A 22,840-nucleotide genomic window follows, 5' to 3' on the forward strand; every position below is an offset into this window, starting at 1 on the left:
TACGGAGAAGGGAGAAAAGGCCGGCGGGAAGGAAATGACCATCCGTCGGCTCGACTTCCGCAAGATCGGTTATGTAGTGTTCCCGTTATTCACCGCCCAACGGGGGGCGGACGGCAACTTCGGGATTGGTCCGGACTATTTCCGGCGTGTGACGACCCCGAAGAACCGGCAGACCACCGCCCCCGCCACGCTCCCCATTGGGGGAATGCGTGTCCCGACACGGGGGATCAACCATCCGGTTCCAGCTTTTGGGGCCCTTGAGCATTGCGCACGGACCCGAAACCGTCGTTCTCAAACCGTCCAAGCCGACCAGCCTTCTCGCCGCACTTCTGCTGCACCCGAACACGGTGGTGTCAACCGCCTACCTGCTACGCGCCGTATGGGACGAAGAACCGCCTGCCACGGCCCGGGCCGCACTGCAGACGTGCGTCCTCCGGCTGCGCCGGCTGTTCGCCAAGTACGGCATATCCGCGACCACCATCGAGGCCGTCCCCGGCGGATACCGGATGCACTGCGACACCGACACCCTCGATCTCGTGCAGTTCCGTACACTCGCGGCCCGCGCCGGTGCGGCGGCGGGCCCGGGGGAGGAGCTCTACAGGCTGCGCGAGGCGCTCTCCCTCTGGCAGGGCCAGCCCCTCGCCAACGTCGCCTCGCGTCTGCTCCAGGATGACGCGGTGCCCGCCCTCGAACAGGAACGGCTGCGGGTGCTGGAACGGGTCTGCGACCTCGAACTCGCCGCCGGCAACTGCCATCAGGTCCTCGTCGACCTGTACGAGAGCGCCCGTCGGCACCCGGTGCGCGAACGGTTCACCGAACAGCTCGTCGAGGCGCTCTACCGCACCGGACGGCAGGCCGAGGCGCTCGCCGAGTACCGCACGGTCCGCGACCGGCTCCGGGACGAACTCGGCATCGACCCGGGACCGGGGCTGCGCCGCCTGGAACTCGCCATCCTGCGCGCGGAGGAGCTGGCGCCCGCCCCGCCGGAACCCGCGCGTACCGCAGGCGCGACCGCGGTTCCCGCGCTGCCCTCCGGCGCGTCCGCCCCGGCCCGGCCGCCCCGGGCGGCACCGCCCGTCCCCGCCTTCACCGGACGCGAGAGCGACCGCAGGGCCATGGCCGCCCGGCTCACCGCCCCCGACGGACCCCGCCTGGTCGTCGTCTCGGGAGCGCCGGGCATCGGCAAGTCCGCACTCGCCCGCCAGACCGCCCACGAGGTGCAGGAGTCCTTCCCCGGCGGCGTGTTCACCCTCCGGCTGGCCCGGCCGGACGGCACCCCCGTCGCCGTCGAGGAGGCGGCGCGGCTCATGCCGGAGCCCGCGGCCGGACGCAGGCTGGTCGTCCTGGACGGCGCGGCCGGCGCCTGGCAGGTGCTGCCGTTGCTGTCCGCCGCCGAGGACGCCGCCGTCCTCGTGACCAGCAGGCGCCAGCTGGCCGCCGTCGTCGCCACGCACGGCGGCGCCGTGCACCGACTCGACGTGCTCCGGTCCGCCGAGGCGTACGCACTGCTGGCGGGACTCGTCGGCGCCGAACGGGTCGCGGCCGAACCCGCCGCGACCCGTGAACTGGCCGCCGTGTGCGGGCACTTCCCGCTCGCCCTGCGGATCGCCGCGGGACGGCTGCTGACCCGGCCCGGCCTGTCGGTCGCGGCCTGCGCGGCCTGGCTCGCCGAGGATCCCACGGCGCGGCTGGCGCTCGCGGAGGACGCCGGACTCTCCGTACCCCAGGTGCTGGGGCGGGCCCTCGACGCACTCGCCCCCGGTCTGCGGGAGGCGTTCCTCCGGCTGGGGGCCCGCGCCGGGGCCGGGGACCCGACGGCCGGGGAGGACGAGTCCGTGCTCGAACAGCTCGTGGAAGCAGGGCTGTTGGAGGACGGGCCGCCCGGCCCGTACCGCATGCACGAGCTGCTCCGCAGCTACGCGCGTCGGCGCGTCCGCACGCACGAGACCACGGCGGCGGCCGCACCGCGCTGACCCCTCCGGCCCGGGCCCCGGCCCCGTGCCACGGCCGCGCGAGCCGTTCGTCCGCCTCGGCCGTCTCCCGTGCCGCGCTCCGTCCCGCTCGGTCCCCGTGCCGCGCTCTCTCCCCGCTCCAGGCTTCCCCCGATCCCGCCCAGACCGCACCCAGGGGTGTTCCCATGGCTCACGCCAGCTACCAAGCCGTTGCCGCGACCCGTCCCCGGATCCGCCGGGACGTGCTGTTCACCGAGACGCCCGACGGCGTGCTGTTCCACAACGCGGACGGCGGCTTCCGCCTCACCGCCAAGTCCGCGTACCGCTTCGCGACGCTGATCGTCCCCCACCTCACCGGTGAGCACTCGGTCGACGACCTGTGCCGGGGCCTCGGCGAAGCACAGCGGGCGATGGTCGGCGAACTCGTCCGGACCCTGTACGACAGGGACTTCGCGCGACCCGTCACCACCCCCGCCGGACCGGCGGACGCGCAGGCCGCGGCCGCCCCCGACGTGGCCCGCCGGTACGCCCCCCAGATCGCCTACGCCGACCACTACGCCGACGACGCCGAAGCCCGCTTCCTGCGCTTCCGGGAGACCCGCGTGGCCGTGCTCGGCGACGACGACGTCGCCCGCTGGTGCGCGTCGAGCCTGATACGCAACGGCTGCGCGGTCGTCGGCGTGACGCCCGCCCTCGCAGCGCCCGCGCCCGTCACTCCTGAGAGCGGCAGGGCCGCGCCCGGCATGCCCGCGCCCGGAACGCCCGCGCTCGACGCCGAGGTGGCCGAGGCCGTCGCCGACGGCTGCCCGGCCGAGCTCCGCACCCTGCCGGTGGCCGCCGGCCGGGAGCCCGCCTGGATGGACCTGTCCGACTACGACCTCGTGGTCGTCACCGGCGGCCGTACCGCGCCCGCCCGCCTGCTGCCGCTGCTGCGCGCCGGCGTCCCGGCCGGCCGCACCCTGCTGCCGGCCTGGTCGTACGGCTCCGACGCGGTGATCGGCCCGCTCATGACGGCCAACACCCCCGGCTGCTGGGCCTGCGCCGCGCTGCGGCTCGGCGCGGCCCCCGGCCGCGACGGCGCTGCCGCGGCCGAACTGTGGAGCACCCTGGCCCTGCCGGGCGGACCCGCCGCCGCCGGCCCGGAGCCCGGCGGGCCGCTGGCCGCGATGATCGGCAACCTGCTGGGCTACGAGGTCTTCCGCACCACCTCCGGAGCCCTGCCCGCCGAGACCGCCGGCCAGGTCGTCGTGCAGGACATGGCCTCGCTGGACGTCACGGCGGAGCCGCTCCTCGCCCACCCGCGCTGCCCGTTCTGCGCCCCGGACACCGGGACGGCGAGCCGGCCCGTCGCCCCCGTGGACCTCACCGAAGCCGCCACCACCGCCGCGCCCGCCCTGCCCACCCTGGAGACCGCTCGCGAGGCGGACGCCCTGGTGGAGGAGCTGAACCGGCGCTCCGAGGCGCTCGTCCGCCCGTACACCGGCGTCTTCACGCGCTACGCCGACGAGCCGCTGACCCAGATCCCCCTCAAACTGAGCGTGGTCGACCTCGGCACCGGCCACGCGCGCTCCCGGTCCGTCGCGGCCTTCGACGTCCACCACGTCGCCGGGGCCCGGATGCGCGCCCTGGACGCCGCGGCCCTCGTCTACGCCGAGCACGTCGTCCCCGCGTACGGCGTCACCACCCGCGACGAGGGCGCGGACGGGGGCGGGCCCGCGGTCGCGGAAGGCTCGCTGACCGTCGCCTCCGGTCTGCCCGGCACGGCCGCCGCCTGGCAGCGGGCCGTCTCCCTGGTCACGAAGGAGCCCGCCCGCGTGCCGGCGGGCGCCGTCCGGCCCTTCGGCCCGCACAACCCCGACCGGCTCTTCGAACGCACCCGCGCCGGAGCCGGTGCCGGCCCCTCGCCCGCCGACGCGGCCGCCGCCGGTCTGCTGTCCGCCCTGGCCCACGACGCCCTGCTGCGGGCGGTCCGCGGGGCCGCTGCCACGCCCGTACCGCTGACGCACGCCGTCGACGGCACCGCCGACGCCGCTGAAACGGCCGACGCGGCCGGCACCGCCGACGCCGAACTCGTCTTCCTCGTACGGTCGGCGCAGCGGCTCGTGCCGGACGTCGAGCTCCTCGACCTCGGCGAGGCCGCCCGCTCCGGCGTACCGGTGCTGCTCGCCCGGGCCGGCGAGCGCTGGGCCGTGGGCGCCGGCCTGGACCGCCGGACGGCCACCGTGACAGCGCTGCGGGACCTGCTGGGCGCCGTGCAGTACGAGCAGGACGAGGCCGCACCCGGCGGACCGGCCGACACCGGGGATCCACTGCTCGCCGACCTCGACGCCCGCACGCTCACGACCTCGCCGGACGGCGCGTCCACCGGACCGGGCCAGGACGCCGCCGACTGGCCCCAGGTGCTGGACCGGCTGCGCGCCGCGGGCCGCGACGCCTACCTGGTCCCCACCGGAACCCCGGACCTGGCCTCGGCCGGACTCCACACCGCCAGGGTGCTGCTGACCACCGCCCAGGAGCCGGGCGATGACCACTGATCCGCTGACGGCCGACGGCCCCGGCCTCGCCGACGCGCTCGGCCCGGACGCGGCGGCCCGCTTCACCGCGCAGCTCGACCGCGCCCTCGCCGAACTCGGCGGCCCCCGCATCACGCCGGCACCCCTCGGACTCGGCGACGCCTTCACCCGGCCCGCCCCGGAGGGCGCCGACGGGGCGACGGCCGTGCCCGTGCACCTGTACGGCCACCAGGCGGTCGTCGGACCGCCCGGCGGCTGCGCCCGCTGCCTGGAGCGCCGCTGGCAGGCGGTACGGTCCGTGGCGCTCCGGGACGCCCTCGAACTCGGCGGCGGCACCCGGGCCGCGGGCGAGTGGCCGTACGCCCACCCCTTCGCCGCCCGGGCGCTGGCCGCGCTGATCACGGCCGCCCGGGCTCCCCGCCCCGGCGCCCCGGCGCCCGGCGTCTTCCCCGACGTCCGGCTGCTGGACCTGCGGACCGGCCGGGTACGCCGGTACCCGCTGGTCCCGGATCCGGAGTGCCCGCTCTGCGCCACCCCGGGCGAGGACACCGCCGCAGCGGCGGTGCCCGATCCGGCTCCGGCGCCGAAACACCGGCCCGGGGTGTTCCGTACCCGGCCCGTCGAGTCGTACGGGATCGACGTGGCGGCCTTCGCGAACCCGCTGTGCGGGGCGCTGGGGCCCTCCCTCGTCCAGGACGTCTCCTCCACGTCCACCTCGGCGACCATCGGCTGCTTCTCCATGCGCTCGGGCGAGTACCTGCGCGAGACGTTCTGGGGCGGTCACACCGACTCCTTCGCCCGCAGCGCGCACGTGGGGGTCCTGGAGGGGCTGGAGCGCTACGCGGGGATGCGGGCCCGGTCCCGGACCACGAGTGTCACCGGCTCCCTGGAGCGGTTCGGCGCCGACGCGGTCGACCCGCGGGACGTCGGCCTGTACAGCGAGGCCTTCCACCGGGCGAACCCGCGCGTGCGGCCCTTCGCCCCGGACCGGGAGATCGCCTGGGTGTGGGGATGGTCGCTGCGCGACCGGGTACCCCGCCTGGTCCCGGAGATCCTGACGTACTATCACGCCCCGGGCCTGGAGAACCGGTTCGTGCAGGAGAGCTCCAACGGCTGCGCCTCCGGCGGAAGTCCGGCCGAGGCCGCCTACTTCGGGCTGATGGAGGTCGTCGAACGCGACGCGTTCCTGCTCACCTGGTACGGGCGGCAGCCGCTGCCGGAGATCGACCCGGCGAGCAGCTCCCGGCCGGCCACCCGCGCGATGGTCGACCGGCTGGCGATGTACGGCTACCGGGCCCGGTTCTTCGACACCCGGATCACCTTCCCGATCCCCGTCGTCACGGCGGTCGCCGAACGCTTCGACGGCGGCCCCGGCCGGATGTGCTTCGGTGCCGGCGCCGGCCTCGACCCCGAGGCCGCCCTGGCCTCGGCGCTGTGCGAGATCGCCACGGACGCCGTCAACCTGCCCGGGCGCACCGAGCGCGACGAGACCCGGCTGCGCGCGATGGCGGCCGACTTCGACCTGGTCACGGCACTGCACGACCATCCGCTCGTCTACGGGATCCCGGAGATGGGCGTGCACGCGGACTTCCTGCTGCGCGGCCCCCGCACCGGCACCGCAACCGGGACCGGCACCGGGACAGGCACCGGAACCGGAACCGACCGTGAGCGCCGGCGGACCGTCGCCGAGCTGGAGTGGCCCGACGCCTGGGGCTCGCCCGCCTCCGACGACGTGCGCACCGACCTGGAACGGTGCGTGTCGGCGGTCACGGCCGAGGGGTTCGACGTCGTGGTCGTCGACCAGACGATGCCCGAGCAGCGGGCTCTGGGACTGCACACGGTGAGCGTGCTCGTCCCCGGCCTGCTCCCCATCGACTTCGGGTGGTCCCGGCAGCGGGCCCTCGGCATGCCACGGATGCGGACCGGCCTGTTCGCCGCCGGTCTGCGCGAACGGCCCCTGGAGCCCGGCGATCTCAACCCGGCACCCCACCCCTTCCCCTGACCGGCCACCGCCGGCGTCCGCCCCGAACTTACGGAGGACCCATGGGCCACGCCCATGTCTACGCCCACGAGATCATGCACCGCGGCCGGGTGCCGATGGAGCCCGCCGACTTCGTCCCCGACTGGGCCGACCGCCCCCGCAAGGCCAAGTTCCACCCGGACGCCGAGACGCTCCCGCTGCCCGCGCTGCCCGCGCTGCCCGCGCCGGCCACCCCGCCGCGGCCCGTGCCCGGATTCACCCTGCCGCTGCTGGCCGGGATGCTCGGGGACTCGTACGGGCTGACCGGCCGACGGCTCGCGGTCCAGGCCAACACCGACCTGGCCGCCCTGCCGCACTACACCCACGCCAACTGGTCGCGCGGCACCGCCTCCGGCGGTGGCCTCTACCCGGTGGCCGTCCACTGGGCGGCCGGCCCGGGCGGACCGCTGACACCCGGCCTCTACCACTACGCGCCGCACCGGCACGGGCTGCGCCGGCTGCTGACGGGCGACGTCACGGGCGACGTCCGGGAGGCCCTCGGCCCGGGGGCCGGCGCCGCCGGACAGGCCACCCAGTACCTCGTCCTCAGCGTCAAGTACTGGCAGAACGCCTTCAAGTACAACAGCTTCTCCTTCCACGCCGTCAGCATGGACGTCGGAGCGCTCGTGCAGACCTGGCGGCTGTGGGCGGCGCAGTACGGTCTGCGCATCGACCCGGTGCTGTGGTTCGACGAGGAACACCTGGCCCGGCTGCTGGGCGTGCCGCCCGAGGAGGAGGGCGTCTTCGCCGTCGTCCCCCTGGCCTGGCAGGGCGCGCCGGAGCCCGGGCACGCCGGAGCGACGGGCGCCACCACACGCCACCGGGACCGCGAACGCTCCCGCCGCGTCATCGAGTTCGAGACGCTGCGCCGCATCCACACGGCCACCACGGGCCGGGCCGCCGACCGCCCGGCGCCGGGAGCGCTGGACGCGGCGGCCGCCCTCCCGCCCCGCGGCGCGGATCCGCTGCCCCTGCCCGTTCCCCCCGCGCCGCCGGTCACCGTCACCCGTGCCCTGCGCGAACGCCGCAGCAGCTTCGGCCGCTTCGACGCCTCCCGCCCGGTCGCGGCCGGACAGCTCGCCGCCCTGCTGGCCGACTGCGCGGCCACCCGGTACGGAACGGAGGCCGAACGTCCCGGCGGTCCCGCCCTCACCTCGCTGTACGCCTTCGTCAACCACGTCGAGGGCATCGCCCCCGGCACGTACGCCTACGACCGGGCCGTGCACACCCTGCGCCTGGTCCGGCCGGGACCGCCCGGCCCCTTCCTGCAGCGCAGTTACTTCCTCTCCAACTACAACCTGGAGCAGGCCGGCGCGGTGCTCGTCCCGACGGTCCGCACCACCGCCGTGCTGGACGGCGTCGGCGACCGCGGCTACCGGCTCGTGGGCGGCGCCGTCGGAGCCGTCGCACAGACCTTCTACACCACGGCTGCGGCCCACGGCCTCGGCGCCGGGGTGGCCCTCGGCTTCGACAACATCTCCTACATCGAGGAGCTGGGACTGACCGGCACCGACGAGGCACCCCTGCTGATCATGCTCGCGGGCCACGAGCGTCCGCACCCGGCCGACTTCCGCCACGAGATCGCCTGAAGGGGGGCGGGACGAATGAACACCACCGACTGGCACGCGGGCGACCGGTTCATGCTGCGCGTCGCCGGACTGGCCCTGTCCGACGTCGAGGCGCTGCGCGCCGACGGCACCCGCCGCTGGGCCGAGGACGTCCTGGCCGCCGAGACCGGCCTGCGCCAGGGCGCCGAACGGCTGGGCGAGGTGCTCCACGCGGCCGTCGCGGCCACCGACCCGGCGCCGGACGGCCCGGGCACCGCCCAGCGCCGCGCACTGCTCCGGCTGCGCCGCCAGATCCACAACGACCGGCTCCCGGCCAGGCCGGACGCCTCGACCGAGACCGCCGTCGAAGCCGTCGCCGCCGTGGACGAGGCCGCCGCCGAGCACCTGGCCGGCTGGCTGCACCGGCGCCGCCTGCTGGACAAACTGCTGGCCGAGGGGCCGCCGCTGCTCACCGCCGACCTCGCCCGCAACCGGACCGCCCTGCGCGCCCTGGTCGCCGACGAGCGGCTGCGCCGCGGCCTGCTGCTGGCCTCGCCGGTGCTCGAAGGGCAGCTCGACGCATACGCCCGCGCCGAGGGCGTACCGACCGGGCGGGCCCGCAAGGCCGAGCGGTCCGTCCTGTCGTACGTGTACCGCACGGCGTGCAAGACGAGCCCGTTCAGCACCCTCACCGCCGTCGCCACCGGCCGCTTCACGGACACCGCGGGCCGGGACGCGCCGGACGGGATCCGGGTGGCCGACACGTGGAGCAGCCACGTCCGGCTCAACGTCGTGGTCCTCGCCCGGCTCGCCGAGCTGATCCTGGCCGACCCGGAGCGCCGCCGGGACCTGCCGCTGCGCCCGGCCTCCGGCTGGGGCCACGAGGACGACCGGATCCGCTACGTGCGCAGGTCGGTCACGGCCGGCGACGACGCGGCCGCCGTCACCTTCGACGCGGTCGAGGACCGGCTGTTCTTCCTGCGCCGCAGCGGCACCCTGGAGCGGCTCCTCGGCCTGTTCGCCGAGCGTCCCGGACTGCGCCACCGGGAACTGACGGACTGGCTCGCCGCCGAGCACGCCGCCGGCCCCGCGGAGTGCGAGGCGTACGTCCGTGCCCTCCTCCAGCTCGGCCTGGTCCGCGTACCCCTCCTCGACACCCACGTGCACGACGACGACCCGCTGTGCTCCTTCCGGCAGGCACTGACCTCGCTGGAGCGGCCCTGGGCCGACCGGCTCGCCGCCCTGCTCGAAGCGCCCGCCGCCGCCCTGGCCGGCTATCCGGCCGCCGGGCACGCGGAACGGGCCGGTCTGCTGCGGGTGCTGCGCAGCGGCCTGCACCGCGCCCAGGAGGAACTCGGAGCACCGGACGCGGCCCTGCCGCAGACCCTGCTCTACGAGGACGTCAGCGCCGGCCGCGAGCTGCCCTGCCCGACGCGCGACTGGACCGCACTGCGGTCGGTCGAGCGGATCCTGCCCGCCTTCGACCTCACGCTGGCCCAGCGGATCACCTTCGAGGGCTTCTTCACCGCCCGCTACGGGGCGGGGGGCCGGTGCGAGGACCTCCTGGGCCTGGTGCACGACTTCCACGAGGACTTCTTCGACCAGTACCTGTCGTTCACCGCACGGCGCAGACCCTTCGACGAGCACGGCGCGTACGTTCCGGAGGAGAACTGGCTGGGCCTGCCGGGCATCCGCGCCCTGGACGCGGCGCGCCGCACCTTCATCGGCCGGATGCGACAGGCCTGGGCGGCGCACGAGGACGAGCACGGCCGCGACGCGACGGCCGTCCTGCGCCTCGGCGAAGCGGACCTCGCGGCGGTCACGGACGAACTCGCAGCGATCACCCCGGGGTTCGCGCCGCGCTGCCACCACCTGCAATTCGGCAGCGATCCCGCCGACGGCACCCCGCTGACCGTGCTGAACCGCTCCTACGGCGGACTGTCCTTCCCCTTCAGCCGCTTCACCCACGTCTACGACGGGACGGGCGCGGACCTCTCCGACGCCCTGCGCGCCACCGCGCACTCCGTCACCCCGCCCGGGGCGGTCCTCGCCGAGGTCACCGGCGGCCCCGTCACCACCAACCTCAACCTGCACGGACGGCTGACCGAGTACGAGATCGTCTGCCCGGGCGAGAGCGGCACCCTCCCGCCGGAGCGCCGGCTGCACCTGGACGACCTGTACGCCGAACATGTGCCGGCCACCGGACGCGTGGTGCTGCGCTCGCGCCGGCTGGGCCGCGAGGTGGTCCCCGTCTACCTCGGCTACCTGGTGCCGCTCGCCCTGCCCGCGATCCCGCGCACGCTCCTGCTGCTGTCCCCGTCGTCGATGTCACCGCTCGACGTGTGGGCGGGCGTACCGCAGGGCGCCGCGCGCGACAACGTGACCACCCGGCCCCGGGTGGTCCACGGCGACGTCGTGCTGAGCCGTCGCAGCTGGACCACCACCGCCGGTGACCTGCCCGTCCAAGGGGCCCAGGAGGCCCGGCACTTCCTCGACTGGCAGCGCTGGCGCCACGCCCACGGCCTGCCGGAGCAGGTGTTCGCGACCGTGTCGGCCGGACCGTCCGCCGCCGGGGCCAAACCGAGTCACGTCGACTTCGCGAGCCTGCTGTCACTCGCGGCCTTCGAGACGCTGCTGCGCGACCCGGCCCACCGGGTCGTCTTCCGCGAGATGCTCCCCGACTCCGCGGGCCTGCACGTCCACTCGGCGCGCGGCGCGCACGTGGCCGAACTGGCCGTCGAGACCTTCACCACCCCCCGAGACGCAGCAGACCAGGAAGGCGGCACGCGATGTCCGAGATGACCCCGTCCACCACCGGCGCCCGCCCCGACACCCGCGGCGCCTGGCAGGCCCTGCACATCTTCTACGCCGCCAACCCGCAGCCCCTGCTGGTGCAGTGCGTCCGGCCGCTGATCGCCGGACTCACCGCCGACGGCCTGCTCGCCGGCCACTTCTTCATCAACTACTGGCTGGAGGGGCCGCACGTCCGGCTCCGGCTGCGCCCCGCCACGCCGGAGGCGGAGGCCGAGGTGCGGCGCCGCTCCGAGGAGGCCGTGGCCGCCTTCCTGAGGGCCCGGCCGGCCCTCTACGAGGTCGACTCCGGATTCCTCAACGAGTTCTACAACGCCCTCTTCGACATCGAGTTCCCGGAGGGCGACCGGGCCGCCTTCACCGGGCCCGACGGCCGGATGAACCTGCGGCCGAACAACGCGTACTCCCGAGAGCCGTACGAACCCGAATACGGCAAGTACGGCGGCCCCGCCGGCGTCGAACTCGCCGAATGGCACTTCGCCCGCTCCAGCGATCTGGTCATCGACGCCCTGCACCGCATGAACCTGCACCTGCGCACCGTACTGCTGGGCACCTCCGCCCAGCTGATGATGGTCATGGCAGGCGTCTTCCTGCCCGACCGGGAGGAACTCGCCGGATACCTCGACCGCTACTACGAGTTCTGGCACCGGGCCTTCCCCGGCACCGGGTTCATCGGATCCGAGGAGTACGACCGGACGTACGGGCAGACCGCGCCCGGGCTGGGCCGCCGCTTCACCGCCGTACGTGCCGCGCTCGCCTCGGGGGAGACCGGCCGGCTCCCGGCCTTCCTCACCGGGTGGGCGGAACACTGCCACGAGCTGCGTGAGCGGGCCGAGGCCCTCGCCGTCGCCGGGGAGCTCGTCTTCCGGTCCTGGGACGGCACCCGCGACGAACGGGTGACTGACCCCGCCGAGGCCCTGCCGCTGCTGCTCTCCCCGTACATGCACATGACCAACAACCGGCTGCACGTCACCATCCGGGACGAGGCCTACCTGGCACACCTGCTGGGGCGGGTGCTGCGCGAGGACGGGGTCCCGGCCGGGGGAACGGCGGCCGCCACATGACCGGGCTCGGGGACCACCGGCCCGCGCTGCGGCCCGAGGTCCTGCTCTCCCCGCCGCTCCTGGACGGGCCCGCGACCGTGCACCTGGTCAAGGACCCGGTCTCCGGGGCCTCGTTCGAGATCGGCCCCAAGGAGCACTTCCTCGTCTCCCGGCTGGACGGCTCCCGGAGCCTGGCGGAGATCGGCAGCGAGTACGGACGCGTCTTCGGGCGACGGCTCGGCGAGGGTAACTGGCAGCAGCTGCTGGCCCTCCTCGGCAGCCGACGGCTGCTCGCCGGCGGTCCGGCCCCGGACCCGGACCCGGGCCAGACCCCGGAGCCCGTCCCGGCCGCCGGGACGTCCGGCAAGCCGCTCCGGGGCACCCTCCTGCGCGGCACGCTGCGCCTGGTCGCGGACGCCGACGCCACGACGGCCCGGCTGCACCGCGCGCTGCGCCCGCTCCTGCACCCGGCGGTGCTCGGCGTCCTGCTGCTCGGCTGCCTCGCCATGGAGGCCGTGCTCGCCCGGTCCCTGGGTGAACTCGCCGCTGCCTGCGGCTGGTTGCTGCGCCATCCGGCGCCGCTGCTGGCCGTGGCCACCCTCATGTGGCTGAGCACGGCCCTGCACGAGTTCGCGCACGGCATCGCCGCCCGCCACGTCGGCGGGACCGTCGGCGAGATCGGACTGCGCTGGCGGCTGCCCGTCGCCATCATGTACTGCACCGTCGACAACTACCGCTTCCTGCAAAGGCGCCGGCACCAGCTGGCGGTCGCCGCCGCCGGAGCCTTCGCCAACCTGCTGTTCCTGCTGCCGTTCTGGCTCTGGTGGGCGGCGCTGCCCGCGGGCGAGGACCCCACCCGGCGGACCCTCTCCGCACTGCTGCTCATCGGCAGCGCCCAGGCGCTCGTCAACCTGATCCCGCTGCCCCCGCTGGACGGCTACACCATGCTCGGCCACGGCCTGCGCGTCACCCGGCTGGCTCCCGCCAGTTCGGGGTACCTCCGACTGCGGATGCGCGACCGGGCCGCCGCCGCCGCGTACCCGCCGCGTGCCAGAAGGCTCTACCTCGGCTACGCCGTCGGCTCCACCGCGCTGGTCCTGCTGCTGGCGGCCGGCCTCACCGGAGCGGTCTGGTACGCCGCCACCACCTGAACCCACGACACCCCGAACCACGACACCCCGAACATCCCGTACGACAGACACAGAGGGACGCACGACCCATGACGACAGACAGCACCCAGCCGCCCGACTCCCCGGCCATCGCCGTCCGGGACGTCCGCAAACGCTACGGCGACCGCCGGGCGGTGGACGGGGTCTCCCTCGACGTGCGCCGCGGTGAGTTCTTCGGGCTCCTCGGCCCCAACGGAGCCGGCAAGACCACCCTCATCGAGATCATGGAGGGCCTGCGCCAGGCCGACGACGGCACGGTCACCGTCCTCGGCCAGAGCCCCTGGCCCCGCAACACCGCGCTGCTGCCCCGGATGGGCGTACAGACCCAGGCCTCGGCCTTCTTCGTACGCCAGAGCGCCCGCGAGCATCTCGCCACCGTCGCCGGCCTCTACCGCCGCGACCCGGCAGCCGCGGACCGCACCCTGGAGAGCGTCGGGCTCACCGGACAGCGCGACGTCATGGTGGAGAACCTCTCCGGCGGCCAGCGCCAGCGCCTGGCCATCGCCTCCGCACTCGTCCACGAACCGGAGCTGATCTTCCTGGACGAGCCGACGGCCGCCCTGGACCCGCAGGCCCGGCGCGACCTGTGGGAAGTGCTGCGCGCCCTCAAGGACCAGGGCCGCACCATCGTCTACACCACCCACCACCTCGACGAGGCCGAGGCGTTGTGCGACCGGGTCGCCATCCTCGTCGGCGGCCGGATCGCCGCGCTCGACTCGCCCCACCGGCTGGTCACGGCGGCCGGCGCCCCCTCGCGCCTGCTGCTGCCCGCCGGCCGGCTCGCCGTCGAGGAGGCCGCGGCGCTCCCCGGCGTGGACCGGGCCGTCCTGCAGGGCGGCTCGCTCGTCCTGGAGACCGCGACACCCGGCAAGGTTCTCCAGGCCGTCGACGCCCTCACCGGACTGGACGGGGTGATGACCCGCACGGCCACGCTGGAGGACGTCTACCTCGAACTCACCGGCGCCGCACACCCCGGCCCCCGGACCGGCCCCCACCCGCAGACGGAGTACCAGGCATGAGCGCATACACGGCCCTGACCGCCGCCGGCTACCGGGCGCAGGTCCGGGACAAGGCCACCCTCTTCTTCACCTTCGCCTTCCCGCTGCTCTTCCTGGTCGTCTTCGGCCTGATCTTCAGCGGGCAGGACGTCGAGGAGACCGGCCGCCCCTACATCTCCTACATCGCGCCCGGGGTGATGTCCTGGGGCGTCGCCAACGCGGCCGTCTTCGGCATCGCCTTCACCCTGATGCAGTGGCGGCGCGACGACCTGCTCCGCCTGATCCGGCTGACCCCGACCCCGCTGACGACCGTGCTCGCCTCGCGGTACGTCCTGGCCCTGGTCGTCGGCATGGCACAGGCGGCCGTGTTCGTCGCGGTGGCCATGCTCCCCGGTTTCGGGCTGACCCTCGACGGACGCTGGCCGCTGGTACTGCCCGCCCTGGTGCTCGGCATCACCGCCTTCCTCGCCATAGGCGTGATCGTCGGCACCTACGCCAACACCCCGGAGGCCGTCGCCGCCATCGCCAACTGCCTGATGGTCCCGATGGCCTTCCTGTCCGGCTCGTTCCTGCCGCTCGACATGATGCCGTCGTGGCTGCGGTCGGTCTCCCTCGTCCTGCCGCTGCGCTACCTCAACGACGCCGCCACCGGCGCGCTCACCGGCACCGGGACCCTCGCCGGCATCGGCACCGGCTGCGGGGTACTCCTCGGCTTCGCCCTGCTCTTCGGCGCGATCGGGCTGAGGACCTTCCGCTGGAGCAACCGGACATGACCACGCCCCCGTCCCGTCCGCCCGCACCGGACGGGACGCCCCTGGAATCCGCCCGGCGGAACCTCGCGGCAGCACTGGAACCGCTCGGCGCCGTCGTGGTCACCCTGGGCGTGCACGACGCCCTGGGACCGCGCACCGCCGACCCGTTCGCCGCGGTCCGGCCGCGGGCCACCGTCCACCTCACCGCCCGGGAGGTGCTGGTCGGCCCGTGGGGCGGCGACGGCAGCGCACCGGCGTGCGGCCAGTGCCTGGCCATGCGCCGCCAGCGGCTGCGCAGCCGCAGCGAACGCGACGCCCTGGAGACCGGCAGCGGGCCCGGCACGCCCACCGGCCCCGAGTGGCCGCGGCTGTCCCCGTACGCGCACGACGCGGTGTACGCGCTGCACGAGGCCGTCCACGGCGGCCGGGTCACCGCACCCGCCGGAGCCGCGGCCGACCGCACCCTGCCCCAGGTGTCCCGGCTGGACCTGGCCACGCTGCGGATCCGGACGTACCCGCTGCTGGCCGACCCGCTGTGCCCGGACTGCGGCCCACGGGGTACCGACACGCCGCGGCCCTTCACCCCGGTGTCCCGGCCCAAGCCCGGTCCCGGCGACGCACAGCGGCTGCGCGCCGCCTCCTCGTACCCGATGCCGTACACGGCGCTGGCCAACCCGGTGACCGGGGTGCTCGGCGGCGGGACCTGGCTGAACGTCACCTCGCCGACCACCGCCCCGGTCGCGGGGAGCGTCTTCATGCGCGGGTACGCGGGCCTGACGGACGTCACCTGGAGCGGGCAGGCCAACAGCTTCGCAGCCAGCCGCGACCTCGCCCACCTGGAAGGGCTGGAACGGTACGCCGGCACCCACCGCCGCACCGGGAACACCCTGCTCACCGCCTCCTACGCGGAACTGGGCGAGCGGGCGCTCGACCCGGCCGAGTGCGGGTTCTACGCGCCGGAGACCTACCACGACGACCCGCTCGTGTCCCCCTTCGACCCCGGGCGGCCGATCCCGTGGGTGTACGGGCACTCGCTGCGCGACGACCGTGCCGTCCTGGTCCCGGCCCGGCTGGTGCATTACAGCGCCGGTGTCGCCGCCGACAACTTCGTCTTCGAGTGCTCCAACGGCTGCGCCATCGGCAGCTGCCCGGAGGAGGCGCTGCTCGGCGCCCTGCTCGAACTCGTCGAGCGGGACGCGTTCCTGCTCGCCTGGTACGGCGGCCTGCCGCTGACCGAGATCGACCTGGCGAGCATGCCGGGGACCGCGGTGCGCACGATGGCCGACCGGGCGGCGCTCCAGGGCTACGACGTGCACGCCTTCGACAACCGCGTCGACCTGGCGGTCCCGGTCGTCACCGGGCTCGCGGTACGGCGCGACGGCGGCCCCGGACTGTTCTCCTTCGGCGCCGGCGCCGCCCTCGACCCGGCGACGGCGGTGGAGGCGGCGCTGTCGGAAGTGCTCACCTACATCCCGCACCTGCCGCGCCAGGTCGAGGAACGACGCGGCGAACTGGAGGCGATGGCGGCCGACTTCACCAGGGTGCTGCACCTGAAGGACCACGCCCAGCTCTACGGGCTGCCGGCGATGGCGGAGCACGTACGGCCCTACCGGGAACCGGTCGCGGTCCGCGCGATGGACGAGGTCTACCGGTCCTGGACGGACCACGGACGGCCCCGCACCGGCGACCTCCGCGACGATCTGCTCTGCGTGGTGCGGGAGTTGACGGGTGCCGGACACGACGTCATCGTCGTCGACCAGACCACCCCGGAACAGCGGCGGATCGGCCTGCACACGGTCTGCGCGGTGGTGCCGGGCCTGCTGCCGATCGACTTCGGCTGGTCCCGGCAGCGGGCCCCGTACCTGCCGCGCCTGCGCACCGCGCCCCGGCGGGCGGGACTGCGGACCGCCGACCTCACCCACGCCGACATCCGCCGGGTCCCGCACCCGTTCCCGTAGCACGTGCCCGACGGCCGGATGCCCCGGTCCCCGCAAGCACGGGGACCGGGGCATCCGTGTGTCCGCGGCCCGACGGGTCAGGCGGAGCAGGAGGTGGTGCTGGTGGTGGAGGAGCAGGTCGAGGTGGAGCTGCAGCTCGTGGAACCGGCGAGCACGACCTCGCTGGCGTCCGAGTAGTCGGAGATCTCGAAGGTCTCGGACTCCAGCTCCAGGATCTCGTCCGCGAGCGAGGCGAGGGGCGACTTGTCCATGGTGACTCCTTCTGGTGAGGGGACCGCACCGGGTGTTGCCCGGTGCCTGCACCCATCAGATCCGGTGCCGCAGTCAACGGACCCGTCGCACTGCTGACACTCCGCTGACACCGGGTGTCAGCGCCCTGCCGTGCCCGCTCCGGACCCCTGGCCCGATCATGGCCCCATGACCGGCCACACCCCCGTACCGCTCGCCCGGCTCGACGGGCACCTGCGCGACCTGACGGCCTTCTACCTGGAACTGCACCGTGACCCGGAGCTGTCGGGAGCGGAACGGCGCACGGCGGACCGCTTCGCCGGACGGCTGGAGTCGGCGGGGTACGCCACCACGCGCGGCATCGGCGGGCACGGTGTGGCGGGCGTGCTGCGCAACGGGGACGGGCCGACGGTCCTGCTGCGGGCCGAACTCGACGCCCTGCCGGTACGGGAGACGACCGGGCTGCCGTACGCGGCCGACGGGGAAGCGGCGCACGCCTGCGGGCACGATCTGCACCTGGCCGCGGCGGCGGGCACCGCCGCACTGCTCGCACGGACACCGCAGGCCTGGCGCGGCACCCTCGTGGTGGCCGGGCAGCCCGCCGAGGAGACGCTGGAAGGGGCCAGGGCGATGCTGGCCGACGGCCTCTACCGGCGGTGCGGCCGGCCCGACGACGTCCTGGCCCAGCACGCGGCGCCGCTGCCGGCGGGGATGGTCGCGCACGGGTACGGGCCCATGACGGCGGGCAGCGTCACCCTCCGGGTGGTGGTGCACGGCCGGGGCGGGCACGCGGGCGCCCCGCACCTCGCGGTGGACCCGGTGGTGGCCGCGGCACACGTGGTGACCAGGCTGCAGACGGTGGTCGCGCGGGAGGCCGCCCCGGCGGACCAGGTGGCGGTGACCGTCGGCTCCTTCCGGGCGGGGGAGCGGGCGAACGTCATCCCGGACCGCGCCGAACTGGCCCTGACCGTGCGGGCGGTGAGCGAGGCCTCGCTGGCCCGGGCCGCCGCGGCCGTGGAGCGGATCGTGCGCGCCGAGTGCGCCGCCGCGGCCTGCCCCCGGGATCCGGAGGTCGTCCGGCTGTCGCAGTCTCCGGTCACGCACCCGGATCCCGGTCTGACGGCCGCCGTACGGGATGCGCACACGGCCGAGTTCGGGGCGGAGCGGGTGGCGATGTGGCCGCCCTCGCTCGCGACGGAGGACTTCGCCCTCTTCGGTGACGCGGGCGCGGAGGTGCACGGCGAGCGGGGCATCCGGCTCGGATACTGGATGGTGGGCACGGTCGGCCCGGCCGCCTGGGCCCGTGCGCCGGGTGCGACGGCGGCGCAGAAACTGGCCGCCCTCCCCGCCAACCACGCCCCGGACTTCGCCCCGGACGCGCGCACCGCCCTGCCGTCCGCCGTCCGCGCCCTGACCGCCGCGGCCCTGACCCGGCTGGCCCGCCCCTGAACCGCTCCGGATCCACCCCGGCGGAGTGACCCGGTGTACAGGGGTGGGCGCGGTCCGTGGCCGTCGGGGCGGCAAGGGGCAGCCTTCGGGACGCCTGGACGGCCGGACGAGTGAAGCGGGAACGGACAGGGCAGGCGCACACCGGAAGCGCAACTCCGGACATGTCCTGGAATGCGACGTTTCTCTATGAGTCCGGGAGAGCGGGTTCATGCCTCTCCAACTGATACTGCACCTCGACCTGCAAGGCCGGAGGGCCGCGGCACAGGCCCGGCGCGCGGCCCGCACGCACCTCGTCATGGCGGCCGAGAGCGACGGCGGGTACCTCCCGCCCCTCGCGCTGGACACGGCGCTCCTGCTGATCAGTGAGCTCGTCACCAACGCCGTCCGCCATACGAGCGGCGGCTGCCTGCTGGAGGTCCGTCTCGAGCGGGAGGGCATCGACATCGAGGTTACCGACACCAGCGACGAGGATCCGCAACCGAGACGTCCCGACCGGCGCGGCGAGGGCGGCTGGGGATGGCACCTGGTCAACCGGCTGGGAACCGACGTGGGCATCCGCCACCACGCGGCGGGAGGCAAGACGATCCACGTCCGTGTCCCGCGCGAGGGCTTTGCCGCGCATTAGCGTCGGCAGCCCTGCGGGGCAGGCGGTGGGGCTCTGCGGACCCGCCCGAGGGTTCCCCCGGGGGCTCCGCGTCCCGCGTCGGGGCCCCGCGTCAGGGCCCGCGTCAGGGCACGGCTCGGGCCCGCAGGACGCGGGCCGGCTGCTGGCCCCCGCTCGTCGCCAGCACCCGCACCTCGCCGCCGCTGCTGATCTCGGCCCGGACGATACCGGTGGCGTCCTCGTACACGGGATGCCCGCCGGGTCCTGCCCCGCTGGTGCGGGTCATCCGGACGACGTCCTCCCCGACGCCGTCCACCGCGGCGAAGACCACCTCGTAGGCTTCCGCGTCCCCGTGCACCGTACCCATGGCCGGCCCTCCTGCCGTGACATCTGCCGTTCGCCGGCGGTGGCCGACTTCCCACCTGCCACGCTAAGCCCGCCCCGCCGCTCTGTCCTGACGGCCCGCGCGCCACGGCCTCAGCCGACCGGCCGTACCACGAACGCCACGGCGTCCACCGCCCCGCTGCGCCGGAAGTGCAGGACGAACGGGATGGCATCGCCCACCCGGTGGCGGGCCTTCACCCGGATCCTCAGGTCCAGGGTGGCCGGTGTCATCACGAGGAAGTCGCCCGCCGGGATGTTCGCCGACGGGACCGCCCGTGTCCGCACCGCGTCGCCCGCCTCTCCGCCGCGCTCGTGGCGGTTCAGCACGATCCCGTCGGCGGCCGGTGAGGTGACCGACAGCAACTGGTCGTCGGAGTCACCGGTGTTGGCGATCCGGAAGAAGGCGGCCGTGTGCTCCTTCCCGGCCTGCGGGACCAGGACCCGGCCCACGCCGACGTCGATCCGCGCGGGGCTGCCCGCGGCACCCGCCTTCGTCCAGGCCGTCAGCCCCACCAGCATCGTCAGACAGGCCATCACAGGAACCAGCACGGGGATCAGCGCGCCGAGCAGCCCGTCGCGCAGGCTCCGACGGCCGGGCATGCGGCCTTCCGCCGCCGTCACGGCCCGGTACACCGCCCGGTACACGGCCCTGCGCACCGCACGGTCCACCGTCCGCAGGAGGTCACTCATCGACGGGAGCCCTTCCGGACGGGGGCGGCGAGGCGTTTCGGCGTGGGATGCCAGGTGCGCAGGCGCAGGCTGTTGGCCACCACGAGCAGCGAGCTCGCGGACATCGCGGCGGCGGCGAGCATGGGTCCCAGCAGTCCCACGGCCGCCAGCGGGACGGTCACCGCGTTGTAGCCGAACGCCCAGACCAAATTGAGCCGGATCGTCGCCAGGGTCCGGCGCGCGAGGCGGACCGCGTCGGCGACCGCCTCGATGTCGCCCCGTACGAGGGTCACGTCGGCGGCGCCGATGGCCACGTCCGTACCGCTGCCCATCGCGATCCCGAGATCGGCCTCCGCCAGGGCCGCGGCGTCGTTGACCCCGTCCCCGATCACGGCCACCCGGCGGCCCCCGCTGCGCAGCTCCCGTACCAGCGCCGCCTTGCCCTCCGGCGTGCAGTGGGCGTGGACCTGCGTAATGCCCAGCTCGCGGGCGACGGCCCGCGCGGTCGCCTCCCGGTCGCCGGTCGCCAGGACCGGTTCCACGCCGAGGCGCCGCAGCCGGTCCACCGCCCGGTAGCTGCCGGGCCGCAGGACGTCGCCCAGCGCGATGAGCGCCTCGTCGAAGCCGTCCACCCGGACCAGGACCGGGGTGAGCGCGGCGGCCTCCGCCCCGGCCAGCGCCTGCGCCAGCGAGGCGGGCAGGCCCTCGCCCGGAGTGCGCACCTCCACCCGCCGGCCCTCCACGATTCCCGTCACGCCGCTGCCAGGCGCGGCCAGGAAGCCGACGACCCCCGGCAGCGGGCCCGCGGCGGCGCGCTGCGCGTACGAGAGGACCGCCCGGCCCAGCGGGTGCTCGGAGCCCTGCTCCACCGCCCCGGCCAGCCGGACGGCCGCGTCCCGGCCGATCCCTCCGGCCGTCTCCGTGACCCGTACGACGGACATGTGGCCGGTGGTGAGGGTACCCGTCTTGTCCAGGACGATCACATCGACGTGCCGCAGGGCCTCCAGCGCCTGCGGCCCTTTGACCAGGATCCCGAGACGGGCACCGCGGCCGGTGGCGGCCATGAGCGCGGTGGGCGTGGCCAGGCCCAGGGCGCACGGGCAGGCCACGACGAGGATCGCCACCGCCGCGGTCACGGCTGCCTGGGGGTCGGCTCCGGCGCCGAGCCAGAAGCCGAGCACGGTGACGGCCAGGGACAGCACGGCCGGGACGAATACGCCCGCCACCCGGTCGGCGAGGCGCTGGGCCCGCGCCTTGCCCGCCTGGGCCTCGGTGACCAGGTGCGTGATCCGGGCCAGCCGGGTGTCGGCGCCGACCGCCGTGGCCTGCACGAGGAGCAGCCCGCCCATGTTGACGGCGCCGCCCACCACCGCCCGGCCGGGGCCGACCTCGACGGGGTCGCTCTCCCCGGTGATCAGCGACAGGTCCAGGGCCGAGTTGCCCGAGACCACGACGCCGTCGGTGGCGACCCGCTCCCCGGGCCGGACGACGAAACCCTGCCCCGGTACGAGTTCCGCTATGGGCAGGAGGCGTTCCCTGCCGTCTTCGCGCACGGTCACGTCCTTGGCGGCCAGGCCGGCGAGGGAGCGCAGGGCCGCACCCGTGCCGCGCCGGGCGCGTGCCTCCAGATGGCGGCCGGTCAGCACGAAGAGGGGAACGGCGACGGCCGCCTCCAGGTAGATGTGCGCGACCTCCGTTCCGGCCTGCGGGAGCAGGCTGAACGGCATCCGCATGCCGGGATCACCCGCGCCGCCGAGGAACAGCGCGTACAGGGACCAGGCGAAGGACGCCATGACGCCGATCGAGACGAGGGTGTCCATGGTGGCCGCCGAGTGCCGCAGCCCGCGGGCCGCCCGTACGTGGAACGGCCAGGCGCTCCAGACGACCACGGGGGCGGCCAGGACGAGGCACAGCCACTGCCAGTTGCGGAACTGCAGGGCGGGCACCATCGACAGGACGAGGACGGGCAGGCAGAGGAGCGTGGTGATCAGCAGGCGTTCGCGGTCCTGGCGGGCCTCGGCACGGGTCGGACCGGCCGGGTCGTCGCGGTCTTCGGGTCCCCGGGGGTCGTCCGGGCCGGTCGGAGCGCCGGGGGTACCGGACGGACCGGGGCCGGTGGCGGCCGCCGGGGCGGTCCGCGAGGCGGGCGGCGGCACCAGCTCCGTCTCGTATCCGGCCCGTTCGACCGCCGCCAGAAGTTCGCCTGGGGTGACCTCCGCCGGGTGGTGGACGCGGGCCCGGCCGGTGGCCAGGTTGACCGAGGCCGTCACCCCGTCGATGCGGGACAGCCGCTTCTCCACCCGGTTCACACAGGCCGCGCAGGTCATGCCCCGGACGACGAGGTCGGTGGTCGCCCCGGCGACCGTGCCGCTCTCCGGTGTCATCGCCCACCGCCGCTCATGCCGCCGGTCATGCCGTTCATGCCACCGGTCATGCCGCCCATGTCCCCGCGGCCGCCCGGCTCGGCGGAACCCGCGTCGCCGACGGTGCTCCGCATGCCGGGCGCCACCGGACCGGCCGCCGCCCCCACCCCGTACGCGAGGCCGAACATGGCGAGGAGCAGTACCACGAAGCCGGTCAGCGCCGGAGGAGGGCCCCACCGCCCCCTGGTCGCGGGCGCCTGGACTGCGGACTGCTGTTCTTCGGCCATCGACATTCCCTGATCCGAGGATTCGCTCACGGAGCCACCGCCCCGCCCGTTCCGCGCAGGTGGTCGGATGCGATCCCCGTCCGGTTCCCGCGG

Annotated in this window: 17 protein-coding genes; 12 read left to right on the forward strand and 5 right to left on the reverse strand. The window is 75.0% G+C overall.

Annotation, left to right across the window (positions count from 1 at the left end; genetic code table 11):
* The first annotated feature begins 257 nt into the window (after positions 1 to 257).
* The 10 genes from AAT21_RS06230 (at position 258) to AAT21_RS06275 (ending at position 16,763) form a co-directional block, all read left to right on the forward strand.
* Positions 258 to 1,973, forward strand: coding sequence for an AfsR/SARP family transcriptional regulator (locus AAT21_RS06230; protein ID WP_235438701.1), 1,716 nt, complete (start codon positions 258 to 260; stop codon positions 1,971 to 1,973).
* A gap of 164 nt (positions 1,974 to 2,137) precedes the next feature.
* Positions 2,138 to 4,486, forward strand: a complete 2,349-nt coding sequence (locus AAT21_RS06235) for a TOMM precursor leader peptide-binding protein (protein WP_046775766.1) — start codon at positions 2,138 to 2,140, stop codon at positions 4,484 to 4,486.
* Entirely contained in the window at positions 4,476 to 6,467 is a 1,992-nt protein-coding gene (locus AAT21_RS06240; RefSeq protein WP_046775767.1) for a TOMM precursor leader peptide-binding protein, read from the forward strand. Before AAT21_RS06235 ends, AAT21_RS06240 begins: the two co-directional genes overlap by 11 nt.
* Positions 6,468 to 6,508: 41 nt before the next feature.
* Positions 6,509 to 8,074: a SagB family peptide dehydrogenase gene (locus AAT21_RS06245; RefSeq protein ID WP_046775768.1), complete on the forward strand. Its 1,566-nt coding sequence runs from the start codon at positions 6,509 to 6,511 to the stop codon at positions 8,072 to 8,074.
* Between the two features lie 15 nt (positions 8,075 to 8,089).
* Entirely contained in the window at positions 8,090 to 10,834 is a 2,745-nt protein-coding gene (locus tag AAT21_RS06250) for a lantibiotic dehydratase (RefSeq protein ID WP_046775769.1), read from the forward strand.
* The gene (locus tag AAT21_RS06255) at positions 10,831 to 11,907 is read left to right on the forward strand and encodes a lantibiotic dehydratase C-terminal domain-containing protein (RefSeq protein WP_412180314.1); all 1,077 of its coding nucleotides are present in this window, start codon (positions 10,831 to 10,833) and stop codon (positions 11,905 to 11,907) included. Before AAT21_RS06250 ends, AAT21_RS06255 begins: the two co-directional genes overlap by 4 nt.
* On the forward strand, positions 11,904 to 13,037 hold the full coding sequence (locus AAT21_RS06260; protein ID WP_046775771.1) for a peptidase M50: 1,134 nt from the start codon (positions 11,904 to 11,906) through the stop codon (positions 13,035 to 13,037). The genes AAT21_RS06255 and AAT21_RS06260 overlap by 4 nt, the downstream gene beginning before the upstream one ends.
* A gap of 68 nt (positions 13,038 to 13,105) precedes the next feature.
* Positions 13,106 to 14,074 carry an ABC transporter ATP-binding protein gene (locus tag AAT21_RS06265; protein ID WP_046775772.1) on the forward strand — a complete coding sequence of 323 codons (969 nt, stop codon included), beginning with the start codon at positions 13,106 to 13,108 and terminating at the stop codon, positions 14,072 to 14,074.
* On the forward strand, positions 14,071 to 14,826 hold the full coding sequence (locus AAT21_RS06270; protein ID WP_046775773.1) for an ABC transporter permease: 756 nt from the start codon (positions 14,071 to 14,073) through the stop codon (positions 14,824 to 14,826). The genes AAT21_RS06265 and AAT21_RS06270 overlap by 4 nt, the downstream gene beginning before the upstream one ends.
* Positions 14,823 to 16,763: a TOMM precursor leader peptide-binding protein gene (locus AAT21_RS06275; RefSeq protein ID WP_046775774.1), complete on the forward strand. Its 1,941-nt coding sequence runs from the start codon at positions 14,823 to 14,825 to the stop codon at positions 16,761 to 16,763. Before AAT21_RS06270 ends, AAT21_RS06275 begins: the two co-directional genes overlap by 4 nt.
* Positions 16,764 to 16,840: 77 nt before the next feature.
* Here the strand turns inward: AAT21_RS06275 and AAT21_RS06280 are convergent, their stop codons facing one another.
* Positions 16,841 to 17,014, reverse strand: coding sequence for a thiazolylpeptide-type bacteriocin (locus AAT21_RS06280; RefSeq protein ID WP_046775775.1), 174 nt, complete (start codon positions 17,012 to 17,014; stop codon positions 16,841 to 16,843).
* A 166-nt stretch (positions 17,015 to 17,180) separates the two neighbouring features.
* Between AAT21_RS06280 and AAT21_RS06285 the strand changes: the two genes are divergently transcribed.
* Positions 17,181 to 18,440: an amidohydrolase gene (locus AAT21_RS06285; protein ID WP_052757667.1), complete on the forward strand. Its 1,260-nt coding sequence runs from the start codon at positions 17,181 to 17,183 to the stop codon at positions 18,438 to 18,440.
* Positions 18,441 to 18,648: 208 nt separating this feature from the next.
* Positions 18,649 to 19,065 carry an ATP-binding protein gene (locus AAT21_RS06290; RefSeq protein ID WP_046775776.1) on the forward strand — a complete coding sequence of 139 codons (417 nt, stop codon included), beginning with the start codon at positions 18,649 to 18,651 and terminating at the stop codon, positions 19,063 to 19,065.
* A gap of 103 nt (positions 19,066 to 19,168) precedes the next feature.
* Here the strand turns inward: AAT21_RS06290 and AAT21_RS06295 are convergent, their stop codons facing one another.
* The 4 genes from AAT21_RS06295 to AAT21_RS06310 form a co-directional block, all read right to left on the reverse strand.
* The gene (locus tag AAT21_RS06295) at positions 19,169 to 19,411 is read right to left on the reverse strand and encodes a DUF6296 family protein (RefSeq protein ID WP_046775777.1); all 243 of its coding nucleotides are present in this window, start codon (positions 19,409 to 19,411) and stop codon (positions 19,169 to 19,171) included.
* Positions 19,412 to 19,521: 110 nt separating this feature from the next.
* A complete protein-coding gene (locus AAT21_RS06300; RefSeq protein WP_079025484.1) occupies positions 19,522 to 20,118 on the reverse strand; it encodes a copper chaperone PCu(A)C in 597 nt (198 codons plus the stop codon).
* Positions 20,115 to 22,481 carry a heavy metal translocating P-type ATPase gene (locus AAT21_RS06305; protein ID WP_046775778.1) on the reverse strand — a complete coding sequence of 789 codons (2,367 nt, stop codon included), beginning with the start codon at positions 22,479 to 22,481 and terminating at the stop codon, positions 20,115 to 20,117. Before AAT21_RS06305 ends, AAT21_RS06300 begins: the two co-directional genes overlap by 4 nt.
* On the reverse strand, positions 22,478 to 22,747 hold the full coding sequence (locus AAT21_RS06310) for a hypothetical protein (RefSeq protein WP_046775779.1): 270 nt from the start codon (positions 22,745 to 22,747) through the stop codon (positions 22,478 to 22,480). Before AAT21_RS06310 ends, AAT21_RS06305 begins: the two co-directional genes overlap by 4 nt.
* Positions 22,748 to 22,840: the final 93 nt, after the last annotated feature.

Origin of the sequence: Streptomyces yangpuensis, assembly GCF_001005295.1 — a bacterium.
Classification (GTDB): domain Bacteria; phylum Actinomycetota; class Actinomycetes; order Streptomycetales; family Streptomycetaceae; genus Streptomyces; species Streptomyces yangpuensis.

Coding starts and splice junctions, on each gene's coding strand:
- AAT21_RS06245 (WP_046775768.1), top strand. CDS start 6,509: ATGGGCCACGCCCATGTCTACGCCCACGAGATCATGCACCGCGGCCGG.
- AAT21_RS06290 (WP_046775776.1), top strand. CDS start 18,649: ATGCCTCTCCAACTGATACTGCACCTCGACCTGCAAGGCCGGAGGGCC.
- AAT21_RS06270 (WP_046775773.1), top strand. CDS start 14,071: ATGAGCGCATACACGGCCCTGACCGCCGCCGGCTACCGGGCGCAGGTC.
- AAT21_RS06275 (WP_046775774.1), top strand. CDS start 14,823: ATGACCACGCCCCCGTCCCGTCCGCCCGCACCGGACGGGACGCCCCTG.
- AAT21_RS06240 (WP_046775767.1), top strand. CDS start 4,476: ATGACCACTGATCCGCTGACGGCCGACGGCCCCGGCCTCGCCGACGCG.
- AAT21_RS06300 (WP_079025484.1), bottom strand. CDS start 20,118: ATGAGTGACCTCCTGCGGACGGTGGACCGTGCGGTGCGCAGGGCCGTG.
- AAT21_RS06235 (WP_046775766.1), top strand. CDS start 2,138: ATGGCTCACGCCAGCTACCAAGCCGTTGCCGCGACCCGTCCCCGGATC.
- AAT21_RS06295 (WP_046775777.1), bottom strand. CDS start 19,411: ATGGGTACGGTGCACGGGGACGCGGAAGCCTACGAGGTGGTCTTCGCC.
- AAT21_RS06305 (WP_046775778.1), bottom strand. CDS start 22,481: ATGACACCGGAGAGCGGCACGGTCGCCGGGGCGACCACCGACCTCGTC.
- AAT21_RS06285 (WP_052757667.1), top strand. CDS start 17,181: ATGACCGGCCACACCCCCGTACCGCTCGCCCGGCTCGACGGGCACCTG.
- AAT21_RS06265 (WP_046775772.1), top strand. CDS start 13,106: ATGACGACAGACAGCACCCAGCCGCCCGACTCCCCGGCCATCGCCGTC.
- AAT21_RS06260 (WP_046775771.1), top strand. CDS start 11,904: ATGACCGGGCTCGGGGACCACCGGCCCGCGCTGCGGCCCGAGGTCCTG.
- AAT21_RS06250 (WP_046775769.1), top strand. CDS start 8,090: ATGAACACCACCGACTGGCACGCGGGCGACCGGTTCATGCTGCGCGTC.
- AAT21_RS06280 (WP_046775775.1), bottom strand. CDS start 17,014: ATGGACAAGTCGCCCCTCGCCTCGCTCGCGGACGAGATCCTGGAGCTG.
- AAT21_RS06310 (WP_046775779.1), bottom strand. CDS start 22,747: ATGGCCGAAGAACAGCAGTCCGCAGTCCAGGCGCCCGCGACCAGGGGG.
- AAT21_RS06255 (WP_412180314.1), top strand. CDS start 10,831: ATGACCCCGTCCACCACCGGCGCCCGCCCCGACACCCGCGGCGCCTGG.